This is a genomic window from Lentzea sp. CA-135723, assembly GCF_050936595.1.
Lineage (GTDB): Bacteria > Actinomycetota > Actinomycetes > Mycobacteriales > Pseudonocardiaceae > Lentzea.
Genome location: NZ_JBNJMK010000001.1, coordinates 1,216,694 through 1,233,314, shown reverse-complemented (window position 1 = coordinate 1,233,314; position 16,621 = coordinate 1,216,694). Strand labels below are relative to the sequence as shown.

The 16,621-nt window shown below is 71.1% G+C and carries 8 protein-coding genes; all 8 read right to left on the bottom strand.

From position 1 onward, the window contains the following. Window positions 1–14: 14 nt before the first annotated feature. A complete protein-coding gene (locus ACQEU1_RS05310; protein ID WP_433196798.1) occupies window positions 15–1,445 on the bottom strand; it encodes a phenylacetate--CoA ligase family protein in 1,431 nt (476 codons plus the stop codon). Further along, complete coding sequence (locus ACQEU1_RS05305) at window positions 1,445–8,332, bottom strand: beta-ketoacyl synthase N-terminal-like domain-containing protein (RefSeq protein ID WP_433196796.1); 6,888 nt, start codon at window positions 8,330–8,332, stop codon at window positions 1,445–1,447. Before ACQEU1_RS05305 ends, ACQEU1_RS05310 begins: the two co-directional genes overlap by 1 nt. 108 nt (window positions 8,333–8,440) lie before the next feature. Continuing rightward, on the bottom strand, window positions 8,441–9,715 hold the full coding sequence (locus ACQEU1_RS05300) for a cation:proton antiporter (protein WP_433196794.1): 1,275 nt from the start codon (window positions 9,713–9,715) through the stop codon (window positions 8,441–8,443). A 16-nt stretch (window positions 9,716–9,731) separates the two neighbouring features. Then, a complete protein-coding gene (locus ACQEU1_RS05295; RefSeq protein WP_433196792.1) occupies window positions 9,732–11,027 on the bottom strand; it encodes a cytochrome P450 in 1,296 nt (431 codons plus the stop codon). Beyond that, window positions 11,021–12,016 carry an alpha-hydroxy acid oxidase gene (locus tag ACQEU1_RS05290; RefSeq protein WP_433196790.1) on the bottom strand — a complete coding sequence of 332 codons (996 nt, stop codon included), beginning with the start codon at window positions 12,014–12,016 and terminating at the stop codon, window positions 11,021–11,023. Before ACQEU1_RS05290 ends, ACQEU1_RS05295 begins: the two co-directional genes overlap by 7 nt. Next, on the bottom strand, window positions 12,013–13,563 hold the full coding sequence (locus tag ACQEU1_RS05285; RefSeq protein ID WP_433196788.1) for an NAD(P)-binding domain-containing protein: 1,551 nt from the start codon (window positions 13,561–13,563) through the stop codon (window positions 12,013–12,015). The genes ACQEU1_RS05290 and ACQEU1_RS05285 overlap by 4 nt, the downstream gene beginning before the upstream one ends. Next, the gene (locus tag ACQEU1_RS05280) at window positions 13,548–15,080 is read right to left on the bottom strand and encodes a class I adenylate-forming enzyme family protein (protein ID WP_433196786.1); all 1,533 of its coding nucleotides are present in this window, start codon (window positions 15,078–15,080) and stop codon (window positions 13,548–13,550) included. The genes ACQEU1_RS05285 and ACQEU1_RS05280 overlap by 16 nt, the downstream gene beginning before the upstream one ends. Next, window positions 15,067–16,608, bottom strand: a complete 1,542-nt coding sequence (locus tag ACQEU1_RS05275; RefSeq protein WP_433196784.1) for an NAD(P)-binding domain-containing protein — start codon at window positions 16,606–16,608, stop codon at window positions 15,067–15,069. The genes ACQEU1_RS05280 and ACQEU1_RS05275 overlap by 14 nt, the downstream gene beginning before the upstream one ends. Window positions 16,609–16,621: the final 13 nt, after the last annotated feature.

Sequence of the window (16,621 nt, the reverse complement as noted above, 5' to 3'; positions counted from 1 at the left end):
CGCAAAAGCACATTTCAGGCTCGTCGGGTGTACCTGTGTTTCACCCCGACCGGGAAGTGGTCCGGATCGCCGTGCGGCCGCAGCACGACCTCGGGCAGCTGCCGTTCGGCGGGCACGTAGTGCGCGAACTCGCTGTTGAGCCTCAGCAGCTGCGTCCTGACCGCCTCGGCGATCACGCCCGCGTCCGGTTCCGCGCCCGGCGCGGCCTCCACGGTGATCCGCAGCCGCCGGTCCCGATCCTCGTCCTCGACCGACTCGATCACGAACTTCCCGGTGACCGTCTCGCTGATGCCCGGCTGTTCCAATCCGACCGTCACGTTCTCCGGATAGACGTTCGCGCCGAAGAACGACACCGTGAACAACGACCGCCCGAACAGGAACACGAACGGCAGCTCCGGCCCTTCGTGCGGGGTGAACCCGTTGCGGGAGCAGATCTCCAGCATCTCGGCGTGGCCGAAGATCCCGCCCTCGTCGCCGATCCGGTACCGCAGCAGCGGGATCCCGCCATCCGCCGTGAACACCAGCGTGCCGTCGTGCACCTCGAAGAACCTGCTGCCGGGGTCGTACTGCACCAGCGTCGGCAACCGCGAGTCCCCGAACACCTCGCGCGCCTCGTCCGGATGCTCGGCGAAGAACTGCCGGATGCTCACCGACTGCGCCGTCTCGTTCCCCAGCACCCCGGAATCGGCCGTGCCGTAGAGGGAAGCGACGTCCTTCTTCGGATTCGCGATGCCCGCCCTGGCCGACACCAGGTCCCGCCACTGCTCGCTGAACACCTCACCGGCCAGCACCAGCTTGATCCGGTACGCCTCCCAGCCCGTGCCGCTGTCGATGACGTCCTTGACGAACGGCGGGTACCCCAGCAGCACCACCTGCTCGAAGTGCGGCGCCAACTCGGGCAGCACGCGCAGGATCTCGGCCTTGTTGTTGCCCGGCGCCACCACGGTGATCGGGCACCCCTTGGCCGCCAGGTGCCGCACGCAGGCCTGCGTGAACAACCCGCCCACCCACGTGCCGAGCGGGAAGCACACCACGGCCAGCGTCTTGGTCGTGTCGGCTTCGAACCCGCCGACCAGCACCTGCTCGAACCGCCTGGCGGTGTGCAGCTCGTCCTCCAGCGCCCGCGGCCAGACCGTCGGCCTGCCGCTGGAGCCCGACGACACCGCGATCATGTCCGAGCCGGTGAGCTCGCCGTTGCGGCAGAGTTCGGGCAGCGGGTACCGCTCGTGGTAGCTCGCCTTGTCGAGCAGCGGCAGCCGCTGGAAGTCGGCTTCCGTCCGGATGGTCGCAGGGTCGATGTCGTTGGCCTGCAGGAGTTTCGCGTACGCCGGCACGGTGGCCGCGGTGCGGTGGAACAGGTCCAGCACCCAGTCCGGGTTCGCGTCCCCTGACTGGAAGAACTCGTCGAACGCCTGGTGCACGCGCGTCTGCCGGCTGGTGTCCATCAGCCGAGCCTAGCCAGCCAGTCCTTGATCGCCTGGGCCGTGGTGGCGGCGTGTTCGGCGAGCACGGTGTCGTGGTCGCCGGGAATTTGCCTGGTGTCGCAGGGGAATGGCCACCTCGCTCGCCAGTCCCCGTCCCGCATCTCCGGGGTCGGGCCTGCCTGGAGCAGGAGGGTCGGCGTGGTGGACGGCTGCGGGCGCCAGCCGTCGAAGAGGCGCACGTAGCCGCCACCGGCGAGGGTCGCGGCGTCGGTGGGGAGGTAGTTCGGGATTCTGGTTTCCGCGGCTATCAGGGCGAGGGCTCGTTCGTCGTCTCTCGTGAGGACGCCTTCGTCGGTGTCGATGAGGACGACGGCTTTCGCGTTGACCCGGTCGGCCAGGGCTTGGGCGACCACTCCACCCAGGCAGTGTCCGATGAGGACTGCGTTGTTCGGGATCGCTTGGGCGTGGTGGGTCAGGAGGGTTTCGACGTCCGCGGGGAGGGCCGGGTCGTCGAAGCCGGGGTAGGGCAGGAGCAGCACCTCGTTGTCGAAGTGACTGGCGAGGGTGAGGGGCAGGTGGTCGGGCGGGGTGAGGTAGCTCGGGAGGTAGACGAGGGTCGGCGAGGTCGTGCCTTCGGTGAGGCGGAGCGGGGATCGGCGGGGTGGGGTGGTGGAGGTGGGGAGGGCGTAGGAGGCGAGGTAGCGCAGGGCCATCGCCTCGCGCGGGCCTTGCCGGTGGAGGACGCGGTGGTAGAGGGCGCCGATGCCTTCGCTGCCGCCGAAACTGTCAGACCTGCTTGAGACGATTGGAGTGGGGACCCGATCCCCCCAGGGGGCCTGCGAGTCTGGATCGATCCCCGAGGCGGGCCGGCCGGCCAGCGCCGCCTGCACGTGGGCGACGAGGTCGGGGAGGGTCGGGTGGTCGAACACGAGGGTGGCGGCCAGCTTCAGGCCCGTGGCCGCGTTGATGCGGTTGCGCACCTGCAACGCCGTCAGCGAGTCGAAGCCGAGTTCGCCGAACTCCCTGTCCGCGGGCAGCGCCGACGCCTCCGGGTAGCCGAGCACCGACGCCACCGTCGCGCGCACGCCGGCCTCGACGTCGTCCCATCCCGCCGTGGGAGGCGGGGCGGGGGCCAGTTGGATCGGCACCAGGACCGGCTCGGCGGTGCGGAGGGCTCGGTCCAAGGCGGCCATTCCGGTTTCCGGGGACATGGCGACCACGCCGTCCGCCGGTAGCTGCGCGCCCATGCCGGACTCGGTGTCCCACAGGCCCCAGGCGAGGGAGAGGGCCGGGAGGCCGCGGGCCGTTCGGTGGCGCGCCAGGGCGTCCAGGTAGGCGTTGGCGGCGGCGTAGTTCGACTGGCCCGGGCGGCCCAGCACGCCTGAGGCCGAGGAGTACAGGACGAAGGCCGTCAGCGGGAGGGCGGCGGTCGCCTCGTGCAGGTGCCAGGCGCCTTGTGCCTTCACGGACATCACGGCGGCGAGGCGGGCCGGGGTCATCGAGGTCAGGAGGCCGTCGTCCAGGACGCCTGCCAGGTGGAAGACGGCGCACGGCGGGTGGGTGGCGACGAGGGCGAAGACCGCGTCGCGGTCGGAGACGTCGCAGGTCTCCACCGACACCTGGCAGCGGAGGTCGGCCGCCCAGTCCGGCTTGCGGCCGGAGCGGCTCGCCAGCACCAGGTGCGGGGCCTTCGTCGCCAGGTAGCGGGCCAGGGGTTCGGCCAGGGCGCTGGTGCCGCCGGTGATCAGGACCGGGCCGTCGAACGCGGGGAGCGGGGCCGAGGGTGGAGGTGCCGAGGCCAGTTCTGGTTGCAGGATCGCCGAGTCGGTGATGGCCAGGCGTGGGGTGGTGGTGACCAGCGGGGTGGCGGACGGGGTGCGCAGGTCGACCAGGGACAGGGTGGGGTGTTCGGCCTGGGCGCTGCTGACCAGGCCCCAGATCGCGGCGGCGGTCAGGTCCGGGTCGGCCGTGGTGGCATTGCGGGTGACGACCGTCAGCCGTTCGGAGGACGTCGCCAGCCAGGATTGGAGGTGCTCCAACGTCGCCGTCACGTCGGTTGCCTCGTGCAGCGTGCCGTCCACGCGGGTGGGGGACGCCGGGACCCAGGTGAGCTGGTGGACCACGTCGAGCCGAAGCGGGCGAGTGGTCAGGGACTCGATCCGGGCGACCAGACCTCCGGACGTGTCGGTCACCAGGACGCGGAACGTGTCGGGCGCCGTGCGGGTCAGTTGGGCGCGCACGGCCGTGGCGTCCGGTTGGACGAGCTCGATGCCGTTGAAGGCGAACGGAACGCGCACGTCGGCGGTGTCCGAGGCGAGCAGGGAGGCGTGCAGGGCCGCGTCCAGCACGCAGGGGAACGGGCCGCCGGGCAGGGAGATCTCGGCGAACACGGAGTCGTCCGACCGCCACAACGCCGTGACGCCCTGGAAAGCCGGGCCGTAGTGGTAGCCGCGGGCGGCCAGGGCCGGGTAGTCGACGGGGACCGGTGTGGCGCCCGGAGGAGGCCAGGCGGCAGGGGAGTGCACCGGGCCGTGCGCGCGAACGGCGGTCGTGGAGACGTGACGGGTCCAGCCCGAGGCCGAGCGGGACCAGATGCTGACGGTCCGCTCCTGGTCGACCAGGACCTGCACCTCGACGTCCGCGTCCAGGACCAGGGGTTCGTGCACCACGAAGTCGTCCAGGCGGTCGCCGGTCGCCTGCCACGCCATCTCGACGAACGCCGTGGCGGGCACCAGCACGTCCGTGCCCACGTGGTGGTCGGCCAGCCACGGGGAGCGGACCGCGGACAGCACCGGCCCGGACGGGGTGGTGCCGGACGGGAGCCAGTAGCGCTCGCGTTGGAACGGATAGGTAGGCAGGTCGCAGCGTCGAGCCAAGGGCAGAGCGGCGCTCCAGTCGACCGGGACTCCGTGCACGTGCAAGGTCGCCAGCCCGTCGAGAACGCCGTCGGACAGTGCCACGAACGTCCCCGATGCGGACTCTTGCGCCAGCAGCGCGAGGGTGGCGGACGGGCCCACCTCGGCGTACGCGGTGGCACCGAACGCCGAGAGGGCGCGGATCGAGGAGGCGAACAGCACGGTCTCGCGGGCCTGCCGCACCCAGTAGCCGGCGGCGGCCACGGCCGAGGTCTCCGCAGCGCCGGTCAGGGTCGAGAAGAACGGGATCCGCGGCACCGAGTACGTGATCGACTCGGCCACCGACCGGAACTCGTCCAGCAGGTCGTCCAGCAGAGCGGAGTGGAACGCGTAGGTGCCGAGCGGGCGTCCTGGCACGTCGGCCAGCGCGGCGGCCGGGCCGGAGAGAACGGCCGAACGAGGCCCGTTCACCGCCGCCACCGAGACGCCGAGGGAGTCCGCCAGCCGTTGTGCCTCAACGGGATCGGCGCGCACCGCCACCATCGCGCCGCCGCGCAGGGCCGCCATCGCCCGGCCTCGGGCCGTCACCAGGCGCACGGCGTCGGCCAGGGAGAAGACGCCGGCCACGCAGGCGGCGGCCAGCTCACCGACGGAATGGCCCGCCACCGCGGCCGGGCGGACGCCCGCGGAGTCGAGCAGCGCGCACATCGCCACCTCGTAGGCGAACAGCGCGGGCTGGGTGTACTCGGTCGAGTCCACCAGCGGTCCGGCGATCGCCTCTTCCAGCGGAAGGTCGAACATCGAGCACACGTCCGAGAACACCCTGCGGAACACCGGGAACGACGCGGCGAGGTCGGCCCCCATCCCCGGTGACTGGGAACCCTGTCCCGTGAACAGGAAGGCGAGCGAGGACCGTTGCACGGTACCGACGACTACAGACGGGTTGGGCACGCCGGCCGCGAGGTCGCGCAACGCCGAGACCGAGCCGGACAACACCGCCGCCCGGCGAGCCAGATGAGCCCTGGACGTGGCGAGCGAGAACGCGATGTCCACAGAGGACCCCTCGACGCCGAGCAACGCGGCGGCGTGCGCCCGCAACCCCTCGTCGTCATCCCCGCTGACCAACCAGGGAGCAGACCCGACACCGGGAGCCTGAACCGGCCGGGCGGGCGGCTCCTCCACGATCACGTGCGCGTTCGTGCCGCTGATCCCGAACGACGAGATGCCCGCACGCCGAGGCCGGTCACCAGGCCAGGGCACCGAGGAAGCCAGCAGTTGCACACCGGACCACGTGACGTGTGGCGAAGGCGTGTCGGCGTACAGGGATCGAGGCAGCACCGAGTGCCGCATCGCCCACAGCACCTTGATCAGCGACGCGATCCCGGCCGCCGCCTGCGTGTGGCCGATGTTCGACTTGACCGACCCGAGCCACAACGGCCGTGCGCGCCCCGAACCGTAGACCGACACCAGCGCGGACGCCTCGATCGGATCTCCCAGCGTCGTCCCGGTCCCGTGGCCCTCGACTACGTCCACATCGGACCCGCGCACCCCGGCGTCGGCCAGCGCGGCACGGATCACCGCCTGCTGGGCGGGCCCGTGCGGCGCGGTCAGCCCGTTCGACGCGCCATCGGAGTTCACCGCGGACCCGCGCAGCACCCCGAGCACCGGATGCCCCAGCCGCAGCGCGTCGGAAAGCCGTTCCAGCAGCACGAGACCGGCGCCCTCGGACCACCCGGTGCCGTCCGCCGAAGCCGAGAACGACCGGCACCGGCCGTCCGGTGACAGCGCCCGCTGCTGGCTGAACGCGACGAACGGCCCTGGCGTGGCCATCACGGTCACGCCACCGGCCAGCGCGAGCGAGCACTCGCCGTCCCGCAGCGAACGGGCGGCCAGGTGCATGGCGACCAGCGACGACGAGCAGGCGGTGTCGATCGTCATCGACGGCCCGCGCAGCCCGAGGACGTAGGAGATCCGCCCGGACGCCACGCTGCCCGTCGAACCGAGGGCGAGGTGCGACTCGATGCCGTGCCCGTCCACCCGCCCTGCGTGGTTGTTGTGCATCAACCCGACGAAGACCGCGGTGTCGGTCCCGGCCAGCGAGGTGGGCGCGATCCCGCCGCGCTCGACCGTCTCCCACGCGACCTCCAGCAGCAGCCGTTGCTGCGGGTCCATCGTGACCGCCTCGCGCGGTGAGATGCCGAAGAACCCGGCGTCGAAATCGGCCGCGTCGTGCAGGAAACCGCCACGGCGCACGTAGGTCGTGCCCACGGAGTCGGGCGACGGGTCGTAGAGCGAGGTGTCCCAGTCGCGGTTCGCCGGGAACTCGCTGGTCGCGTCGACCCCGTCCGCGACCAGCCGCCACAGGTCCTCCGGCGACTTCACCCCGCCGGGAAAACGGCACCCCACGGCCACGATCGCGATCGGCTCGGCCCCACCGCCCGCGCCGGCGTCGGGCACGACGGCACCGCCGCCTTGCAACGACTCCAAGTGCGCGGCGACCGCGGCCGGCGTCGGGTGGTCCCACACCAGGGTCGCCGGCAGCGGCAACCCGGTCCGCTCGCTCAGCCGATGCCGCAACGTCATGCCGTCCGCCGACGTCATCCCGGCGTCGGCGAACGCGATGTCCAGGCCGGCGACGCCGAACGCCGCCACCTCGTCCAGCACGAGCCGGGAGAACGACCCGGCGAACGGCACCGCGGCGGCCCGCAGCACGTTCCGCCGCGCCTTGCCCGATCCGGTGCGGGGAACGGCGTCCACGAACCGCACCTCGACCGGAACCTTGTGCGCCGACAGCACCTCCGCACAAGCTCGCAGGAGCACGGCGCCGTCGGCGGACCCGACGACGAACGCGACCGGCACCTCGCCGAGCACCGCGTCCGGCCGCGCCACGACGGCCGCGTCCCGCACCCCCGGCAGCCCGAGCAGCACGGACTCGACCTCCACCGGGTCGACGTTCTGCCCGCCACGGATGATCAGGTCCCCGACCCGCCCGGTCACGTGCAGCGCGCCGTCCTCGCCGAACCGCCCGAGGTCACCGGTCAGGTACCAGCCGTCCCGCAGCACCCGCGCCGTCTCGTCCGGCCGCCCGTGGTAGCCGGAGAAGAGGCCGGGCGACCGGACCTGGATCTCTCCGTCCACGATCCGCACCGACACGCCCGCGGCCGGCGCCCCGATGCTGATCGCCCCGCACGTCTCGGTGGTGCCGTAGAGATCGAGCAGGGGAGCTCCGAGTGCCGCGCTCACGTCGGAGATCAGCCCAGGATCACTCGGTGCTCCGGCCGTGAGGCAGAACCTCAACGACGGCACGGGAGCGGGCGACGACTCCAGCAGCAGCCGGTACGTGGTGGGAACGCCCGTGAGCACGGTCGGCTCGTACGAGGCGAGCAGGCGGTTCAGCTCGGCCGGTGACACTCGGCCGCAGACGCGGGCCTGAGCGCCGAGCGTCAGCACGGCCAGCAGGCACATCGTGTGCGCCCAGCTGTGCGCCAGCGGCAACGGCCACAGCAGCCGGTCGGCGGAGGACATCCCGAGCACCGGCCCGTAGCAGGTCGACGGCGACCACAACCCGGCCCGCTGGGTCGACACCGCGCCCTTCGGCGCCCCGGTCGTGCCCGACGTGTAGAGCATCCACGCGGGCTCGTCGAGACCCAGGTCGTCGCGCGGCAGCCCCGCGCCCGACGACGCCAGCGCCTCGGCATCGGTCAGCACCCGCAGCCCGGCGGGCAGCTTCGCCACCAGATCCAGCGAGGTGACCACCAGCGACGGCGTGCAGTCCGCCAGCAACGCGCGCAGCTCCGCGGCTGTCGCATGTGGACTGAGCAGCACGCAGACCGCGGCCGCCCGCGCCACCGCGAACACCGCCTCGACCAGGTCCACGCCGTCGTCGAGCAGCACCGCCACCCGCGCCCCGCGCTCCACGTCCAGCCCCGCCGCGAGCCGCCCGGTGCGGCCGGAAAGCTCGGACCACGTGACGGTCCTCCGGTCGTCGCTGTAGGCGTCCCTGGAACCGAACTCGCGGGCGTTGCCGGCGAGCAGCTCGGAAATCGATCTCAAAGCAAGTACCTCCCCGCGATCGAAGGTAGCGAAACGATCACGGGGAGGAATGCCAGAACTTTGTGCTCTATAACTTCAGTGTAGGCTGAACAAAAGCTTGACCAGGGGTCAACGAACCGGCACAGGTGCCTTCACATCGGCCTCGACGTCGAGGTGGTCGGGCAGCGAGGCTCGGTAGATCGGCATCGCCGCGGCCGTGGTGACGATCGCGACGGCCACCAGGATCGCGAACATCTCCGGCGTGACCAGCTCGTAGGCCAGCCCGATGTTGATGAAGATGAGGATCATCAACCCGCGGGCGTTCATCAGGCCGCCCACCGCCGACGCGTACCGCCACGAGTAGCCCTGCGCGCGCACCACGAGCCCGCAGCCCAGGTACTTGCCGGCGAACGCGGCCAGCATGATCACCGCGAGCGGGAGCCACAGCGCGCCGCCGGAACCGAAGCCGGACACCTGGGTGTTGAGGCCGCTGAACGCGAAGAACACCGGCAGCAGCAGGATCGAGTTGAGGTCGGTGAGCTTGGTCTCGAGCTCGTGGCGGACCACGGCGGACTTCGGCATCGCGAGTCCGGTGATGAAGCCGCCGAACACCGAGAAGACGCCGATCCAGTCGGTGAACCAGCCCGCCACCAGCACGACCAGCAGGATGATCGCCATCATGTCGCGGCTGAGCTTGCCGTCGCGTTCGGCGCGTTCACCGAGCTTGGCGAGCCACTTGCGGCCGAGGGTGAGCATGAGGACCGCGAAGATCGCCGCGCCGATGATGGTGCGCAGGGCTCCGGACGGGCTGCCGGAGGCGCCGACGGCGATGATCAGCGCGAGGAACGCCCACGCCACGGCGTCGTCGATGGCGGCGGCGACCAGGGTGAGGCCGCCGATCGGGGTGTTGGCGATGCCGCGTTCCTGCAGGATCCGCGCCAGCATGGGGAACGCGGTGATCGACAGGGCGCCGCCGACGAACAGCATGAACACCCAGAGGCTCGATCCCTCGGGGCTCAGGGTGTCGAAGAACAGCACGGCGGCGCCGGCTCCGAGCAGGAAGGTCGGCACGATGCCGGAGACGGCGAGCACGCCTGCCTTGCGCGCGTTGGGTCCGGTGGTGAGGCCGTGGTCCAAAGAGGACCCGACGAGGAACATGTAGAAGGTGAGCCCGATCGTGCTGAGCACGTAGAGGGTGCTCTTGACGTCGGCGGGGAACAGCTGGGCCTGCACGCCGGGGGCGACGGCGCCCAGCAGCGCCGGTCCCAGCAGGACGCCGGCGACCATCTCGCCGACGACCCTGGGTTGTCTGATCAGCATGGCGAGGCGCCCGCACACCGTGGTCGCGACGAGCACGACGGCCAGCGCGGCGAAGACCTGCAACGCGAAGTGGATCTGGTTCACCGGGATCTCCTGGGGATCAGTGCCGGACCGGGCAACCCTGCGTGTCGTGGGTGTCGAAGTAGCGGCCCGCCGGCCGGAGGTGGTGGGCGTGCAGCACCATCGCGGTGCCGAGGACGAGCTGGACGACGCTGCGCCAGACGTCCTCCCAGCGGTCGCGCAGGCGCAGGTACCGCAGGCGCCGGTGGGGTGCGGGGCCGTCGCGGACGAGCAGGCACGGGCCGCGGCTGGGCAGCGAGCGGGTGTGCGTGACGGTGGAGTGGAGGGTGACGCGGCGCAGCACCTCGCGGGCGGAGGCGCGCATGGCGATGGGGGAGAGCCGCCAGGCGGGGCAGGGGCGGTTGGCGGCGACGCCGAACGGGATGTGGTGCTCGGTGCGGGCGGCGGTGTTCTCCCAGCGGCCGGGGTCGAACGCGCCGGGGTCGTTGTAGCCGGTGGCGTGGTAGGCGGGGTAGCTGAAGCACAGCACCGATCCGGCGGGGAACGAGGTGTGCTCGTCGAGCACGATGTCGTCGGTGGTGATGCGGTGGGCGATGCCGAACAGCGGGTAGAGCCGGAAGGTCTCGTCGAGGACGTGCGCGAAGTAGCGGTCGTCGTGGATTCTTCGGGCCACGCCGGGATGGTGGGCGAGGGCGAGCAGGAGGTGGGCCATCGCTTCGGCCATCTGCACGACGGCGGTGTTGAAGTAGGTGCCCTGCAGGTAGTGGACCTGCTCGGTCTCGGACAGGGTCTCGGGCAGCGGGTGGCGGACGTCGGGCAGCCGGATCTTGAGGTAGCGGGTGAGCCGGGCGCGGCGGGCGGGGTGGCGCAGGCCGGTGCACTTCAGGGAGGTCACGACGTCGGTGGCGTGGTCGACGATGAGGTCGCGGGCGTGGCGGGGGCAGGGTTCGCCGAAGACGAGCTCGTAGAAGTACTCGGCCCACACGGGCATCATCAGTTCGCGCAGCCGGACGTGCGTGACGCGGCCTTTCAGGACCTCGTCGAGGACCTTGGCCGTGCAGCGGGTCGCGGTGGCGGCGAGGTCGGTGCTGGGTCCGGCGAGGAACGTGCGGGTCGTGCGCGCCACGTCGTCGTAGCGCGGGCCTGCTTCGAGGTGTTCCTGGTGGACCTCGGGGCCGGGGGAGAGCCAGTACCAGAAGAGGTCGGAGAGGCCGGCGCCCTTGCTGCGGCCGTTGGCGGCGGGGTGGCTGTAGAGCTCCTGGAAGCGGTCGGGGCCGACCTGGTCGTTGGGGAACGTGATGGCGTTGTCGCCGTTGACCTTCTCGAACACCTTGGCGCGCAACGCGACCACGCGTGCGGGTAGCCAGTTCAGCACCGCGCCACCACCATGTCCGGGGTCAGGTCGCCGCCGCAGAGGGTGAGGACGTGCAGGAACTCGTCGCGCAGCACGTCGAGGACGCGGCGCACGCCCTGTTCGCCGTCCGCCGCGAGCCCCCACAGCACGGGCCTGCCGAGGCCGACGCCGGTTGCGCCGAGGGCGAGGGCCAGGGCGATGTCGCCGCCGCTTCGGACGCCGCCGTCGAGCACGACCGGTACGCGTCCGGCGACGGCGGAGACCACGGCGGGGAGTGCGTCGAGTGCGGCCGGGACGAGGTCGAGCTGCCGGCCGCCGTGGTTGGACACGACGATGCCCGCGACGCCGTGCCCGATCGCGACGACGGCGTCCTGCGGGTGCAGGATTCCCTTGACCCACAACGGAAGCGTGGTCATCTCGCGCAGCCGGTCGACGTGGTCCCACGAGAGCGTGGGCGACATCTCGATGGCGCGCAGCGAAACCCCGGCCAGGTCGCGCATGTTCTCCGCGGCCAGTCCGGCGGGCAGGTCGTGGAACCCGTGCGCGAGGTCACGGCGGTGGCGGCCGAAGACGGGGGAGTCGGCGGTGATCACCACGGCTTCGCAGCCCGCCCGTTCGGCGCGCCGCACCAGCGCCTCCGTGACGTCCATGTCGGGCTGGACGTAGAGCTGGAACCACACCGGCCCGGTGGCCGCCGCGACGACGTCGGCGATCGGCACGGTCGAGGCCATGCTCGACACCAGCACCGTGCCGGACAACGCCCGTGCGGTCGCCAGTTCGCCGTCGGGGTGGGCGAGCTTGTGGAACGCGGTGGGGGAGATCAGCACGGGGAAGTCGTCGTGGATCTCCTCGCCCCGCAGCACGCGGGGCAGCAGGGCGAGGCGGCGGAAGGCCGCCTCGTTGTCCGCGAGCACGACCTCGTCCCCGACCCCGCCCGCGAAGAAGTCGTAGTGGACGGGGTCGAGCACCGCGCGTGCCTTGTCGTGCAGTTCCGCGAGCACGGGGTTCACCGGAGGTACTCCCGCAGCGGTGCCTTGTGGACGTTCTCGCTGTCCCACTCGTTCTCGAGGTTCTCGGTGACGTGGTGCTCGTCGACCAGGTCGCCGCCGCGGTACCGGCGCACGACGGGGTGCAGGTAGCGGCCGTCGAGCCCGCTGGTGTCCTGCTGCGAGGTGCGTCCTGCGGTGATGTCGAACGGGTTGACCTTGTCGTGGTCGGCGCCGTACTCCAGCGTGACCGTCAGGTACGACTCGACGTCGCCGAACTCGCCGCGTGCGACAGCCTCGGGCAGGTGCGCGAGCGGGACCTCCTCGACGTAGCGGACCGTGCCGTCCTTCAACGTCAGCACGGCGTCGGCGAGGAACGCGAACAGCTGCCACAGCGCGGAGGTGCGGTTGACCCGTTCGACGATCGCCTCGGTGACGGCGTCCGCGGTGGGCTCGACGGTCCGGCTGGGCCAGTCGACACCGTGGTAGCGCTGCTCGGCGATGCGGTGCAGCGCGCGCACTCCGTAGCGGAAGCCGTGGATGAACCCGCTGGTCGACTTCTTGAAGTCGCGCATCTGCGTGATCGTGCCCGCGAAGAACATGTCCGGGACGTTCACCGACTCCCACGCCGCGGTCTGGTCCGGGAAGCGGTCCTTGATCGTGAGCCGCGGGCGGCACTCGGGGGAGAAGATCGAGGCGTCGAACCGGAAACCGGTCGCGAGGATCACCCGGTCGTAGCGGATCTCCTTGATCACCTCGTCGACCCGCTGGAAGCTGACCTTCACGTAGAGGTCGTCGCCGTCGCGGCGGATGCCGACGATGTGCCCGTCCAGCAACGCGTTCTGCGACTTGAGCTGGTAGGTGTCGAGGAAGTTGTTGTTGACCGCGCGCAGGTGGCCGACGAAGTGCGTCTGCCACGCGAGCTTCAGCGATCCGGGTCCGGCGAGGTGGATGACGGAGGTGGTCTCCATCAACGCGTCGGCGGTCTCGAACGCCGAGTTGCCGCGCCCGATGATCAGGACCTTCTTGTTGACGAAGTCCTGCGGGTCGACGGAGACGTCGTAGTAGTGCTCCGCGTGCTCGACGCCGTCGATGTCGGGCACGTACTGCTGCGAGACACCGGTCGCGACGATGATCCGCTTGGCGCGGTAGGTGCCGCCGTGCTGGTCGGTCACCACGAAGTCGTCCGGCCGGGTCACCGAGACGACCCTGGTGTCGTAGCGGATCGGCAGGTCGTTCTTGACGGCGAAGTCGCCGAGGTAGCGGACCATGTCGTCGGCCTGCGGGAAGTAGCGCGGGGTGTAGGAGGTGAACAGCAGCGCGGGATCGTCGGACAGCAACGAGTTCCAGTCGACGCGCAGGTTGAGCTCGGGGTCGTCCCAGCCCGTGTAGACCTTGTTGATGGAGATCAGCTGCCGGTGCCGGGGGAAGCGGGTGAAGAACGTCCCCGCGGCCGCGCCGGACTCCAGCACCAGGTGGTCGCGTCCGGCCTGCTTCAGCAGGTAGGACGCCTGCAACCCCGCCGGGCCCGCGCCGATCACGAGAACCTCGGTCGTTACCTCGCTGGACAAGACCTTCTCCTTAGCTCGCGCTTGTCGGGTTTGCCGCTGGGGGCGACGGGGACTTCGGTGATCGCGGTGACCTTCCTCGGCGCGCTGGCCGCGCCGAGCCGTTCGGTCACGAGTCGCTGGAGCTCCTGGAGTCCGGGCGCGCGGTCTCTGGGCACGACGAACGCGTGCGGTGCCTCGCCGGTCTCGTCGTCGGGCACCGCGACGACGTAGGCCTCCGCGACGTCCGGGTGCTCGGCGATCACCTGCTCGATCGGGCCGATGTAGTGCAGGGTGGCGTTGACGATCACGACGTCGCGGGCCCTGCCGGTGAGCCGCAGGTAGCCGAACGCGTCGAAGCGGCCCAGGTCGCGGGTGCGGACCCAGCCGTCGGCGAAGACCTCCGCGGACTGCTCGGGATCGCCCCAGTAGCCGCAGGCCTGGCCGGGGGTGCGGACGAACAGCTCGCCGTCGCGCACCTCCACGTCGACGGGCGGTTTTCCCACCGTGCCGGGGGGATCGTCCGGGGTGGCCATCGAGATCATGCCGGTCTCGGTCTGGCCGTAGCCGTGGAACAGCACCGGCCCCAGGGTCTCCAGGGCCTCGCGGTGGCGGTCGGGGGTGAGCGGGGAGCCGGAGACCAGCAGGGCCCTGAGCGACGACAGGTCGGCCGGGGATTCCTGTTGTGCTGCCACGAGTTTGGCCAGGCCCGGGACGGTGATCACGCGGGCGGTGGCCTTCAGGTCGGTGATCGCGGTGGCCGGGTCGTCCGCCACGACGATCGTGCCGCCGGCGGTGAGGGTGAGAACGGCGTACTCGAACATGACCTGGCTCGACAGCGAGCCGAACACCAGGTAGCGGCCGAGTCTCGTGGCCAGGTCCCGGATCGCGGGCGGCCAGGCTTCCGGGTGCGCGGTCCAGGAGTCGGTCATGGACGCGTAGGTCTGGGCGCACGCCTTGGGGGCGCCGGTGCTGCCGCTGGTGTGGATCAGCCGGGCGATGTCGCCGGGGCGGCCGTCGCACCGCAGCGGGTCGGGGGAATCCGGGAGGCCGGGGGAGTGCGCGAGCAGATCTTCGACGGCCAGGCGTGTGAGCGGTCCGTTCGCACCGCCCACCGCCGCTCCGCCGCCCACTGCCGCTCCGCCGCCCACTGCCGCTCCGCCGCCCACTGCCGCTCCGCCGCCCACCACCGCCGTGCCGCCCACCACCGCCGTGCCGTCAGTCACCACCGCCGTGATGTCCAGCCCGAGCAGGTGGGCGACCTGGGCGTCCGTCAGCCCAGGTCGCACCCCCACCACCCGCGCTCCCACCACGTGTCCCGCGAGGATCGTCGCGAACGCCTCGACGTTCACCCCGAGCAGCAGCGCGAGCCCGTCACCGGGCCCGATTCCCCTGCGGCGCCACCCGGTCGCGATCCGCGCGACCAGGTCCAGCAGCGCGGTGCCGGTCACCACGCGGGTGCCGTGCTCGAACACCGGCCGGTCCCCGGCGGCGCCGAGCACGTCCAGCACCGCCCGCGGGAACGGCTCACGCGCCGGCAAGGCATTCCTTCACGAACACCACCAGCGGCTGCTGGTGCACCTCCGGCAGGTCCCAGTGGTTCTCGAGGTTCTCGGCGAGGTGGTGGGTCGCGGCGAGCACGCCGTGCCGGTAGTAGCGGACCACCGGGTGCAGGTAGCTCGCGTCGGCCGCGTTCACCGGGTCGTTCTCGGCCACCCGCGGGATGGTGATGTCGAACGGGTCGATGGTGTCGTGGTCGGGCCCGTACTCGAGCGTCGCGACGAACCGGTGCTCGGCGGGGCCGAGGCCGCCGTCCGCGACGAACGCGACCGGCACCTCCTCGGAGTAGCGGGCCCGCGCGCCGGTGACGCTCACGACGTCGCCCATGACCGCGAACTGCTGCCACAGCGCGGAGGAGGTGTTGACGCGGGCGATCACGGCGTCGCTGATGGCCTCTGGGGAGAGGTCGAGGTCCTCGCCGTGCCAGTCGACGCCGTGGTTGCGGGCGCTCAGGACGCGGTGCAGCGCGCGGGCGCCGTAGCGGAAGCCGTGGATGAACCCGCTGGTGGACTTCTTGAAGTCGCGCGACTGGGTGATCGTGCCCGCGAAGTAGAGGCCGGGGATGTTCGTGGACTCGAATCCTGAGGTCTGCTGCGGGAAGCGGTCCTTGATGATCAGCGTCGGGGCGCAGTCGTCGGCGAAGATCGAGGCGTCGAACTTGAAGCCGGTGCACGCGATGATGCGGTCGTACTCCAGTTCGCGGACCTTCTCGACCGTGCGGGCGTAGCGGAACTGGATCCGGAAGCCGCCATCTGGCCGTTGCTCGATGCGTTCGATCGACCCGTCGATGACGGCGTTCTCGCTCTTGAGCTGGTAGGTGTCGAGGAAGTTGTTGTTCACCGCGCGCAGGTGCCCGACGTAGTGCGTCTGCCAGGCGAGCTTCACCGAGTGCGGGCCGGCGACGTGGATGACGGCGGCGTGCTCGACCAGCGCGTCGGCGGTCTCGAAGCCGGAGTTGCCCTTGCCGATCACGAGCACCCGCTGGTCGGTGAACGACTCCGGGTCCGTGTCGAACGTGTCGTAGCGCTCGGCGTGCTCGATGCCGGGGATCTCCGGCACGTACAGCTGCGAGACGCCGGTGGCCATGACGACGTTCTTCGCGTGCCAGGTCCGGTCACCGGCTGCCACGACGAACCCGGTGCCGTCGCGGGAGATCCGCGTGACCTCGACGTCGTAGGTGACGTTCAGGCCGGCCGCGCAGTCCTGGAAGTAGCGGACGATGTCGTCGGCGTCCGGGAAGTACTTGGGCGTGTAGCGGGTGAACAGCAGGTCCGGGTCGTCGAGCAGCAGCGAGTTCCAGTCCATCCGCATGCGCTGCTCCGGGTCGCGGAACCCGGTGTGGACCTTGTTGATGGAGATGAGCTTGCGGTGCCGCGGGTAGCGGGTGAAGAACGTGCCGGCCCCGCTGCCCCGTTCGAGGACGGCGTAGTCGCGACCGTCCCGCTCGAGCAGTGCGGCGAGCTGCACACCGGCCGGTCCGGCGCCGATGATCAGGTAGTCGTGAGCCATGGACGGGGAAGCT

Excerpts from the sequence above, each read along its gene's own strand:
- ACQEU1_RS05310 (WP_433196798.1), bottom strand. The coding sequence starts at position 1,445 with ATGGACACCAGCCGGCAGACGCGCGTGCACCAGGCGTTCGACGAGTTC.
- ACQEU1_RS05275 (WP_433196784.1), bottom strand. The coding sequence starts at position 16,608 with ATGGCTCACGACTACCTGATCATCGGCGCCGGACCGGCCGGTGTGCAG.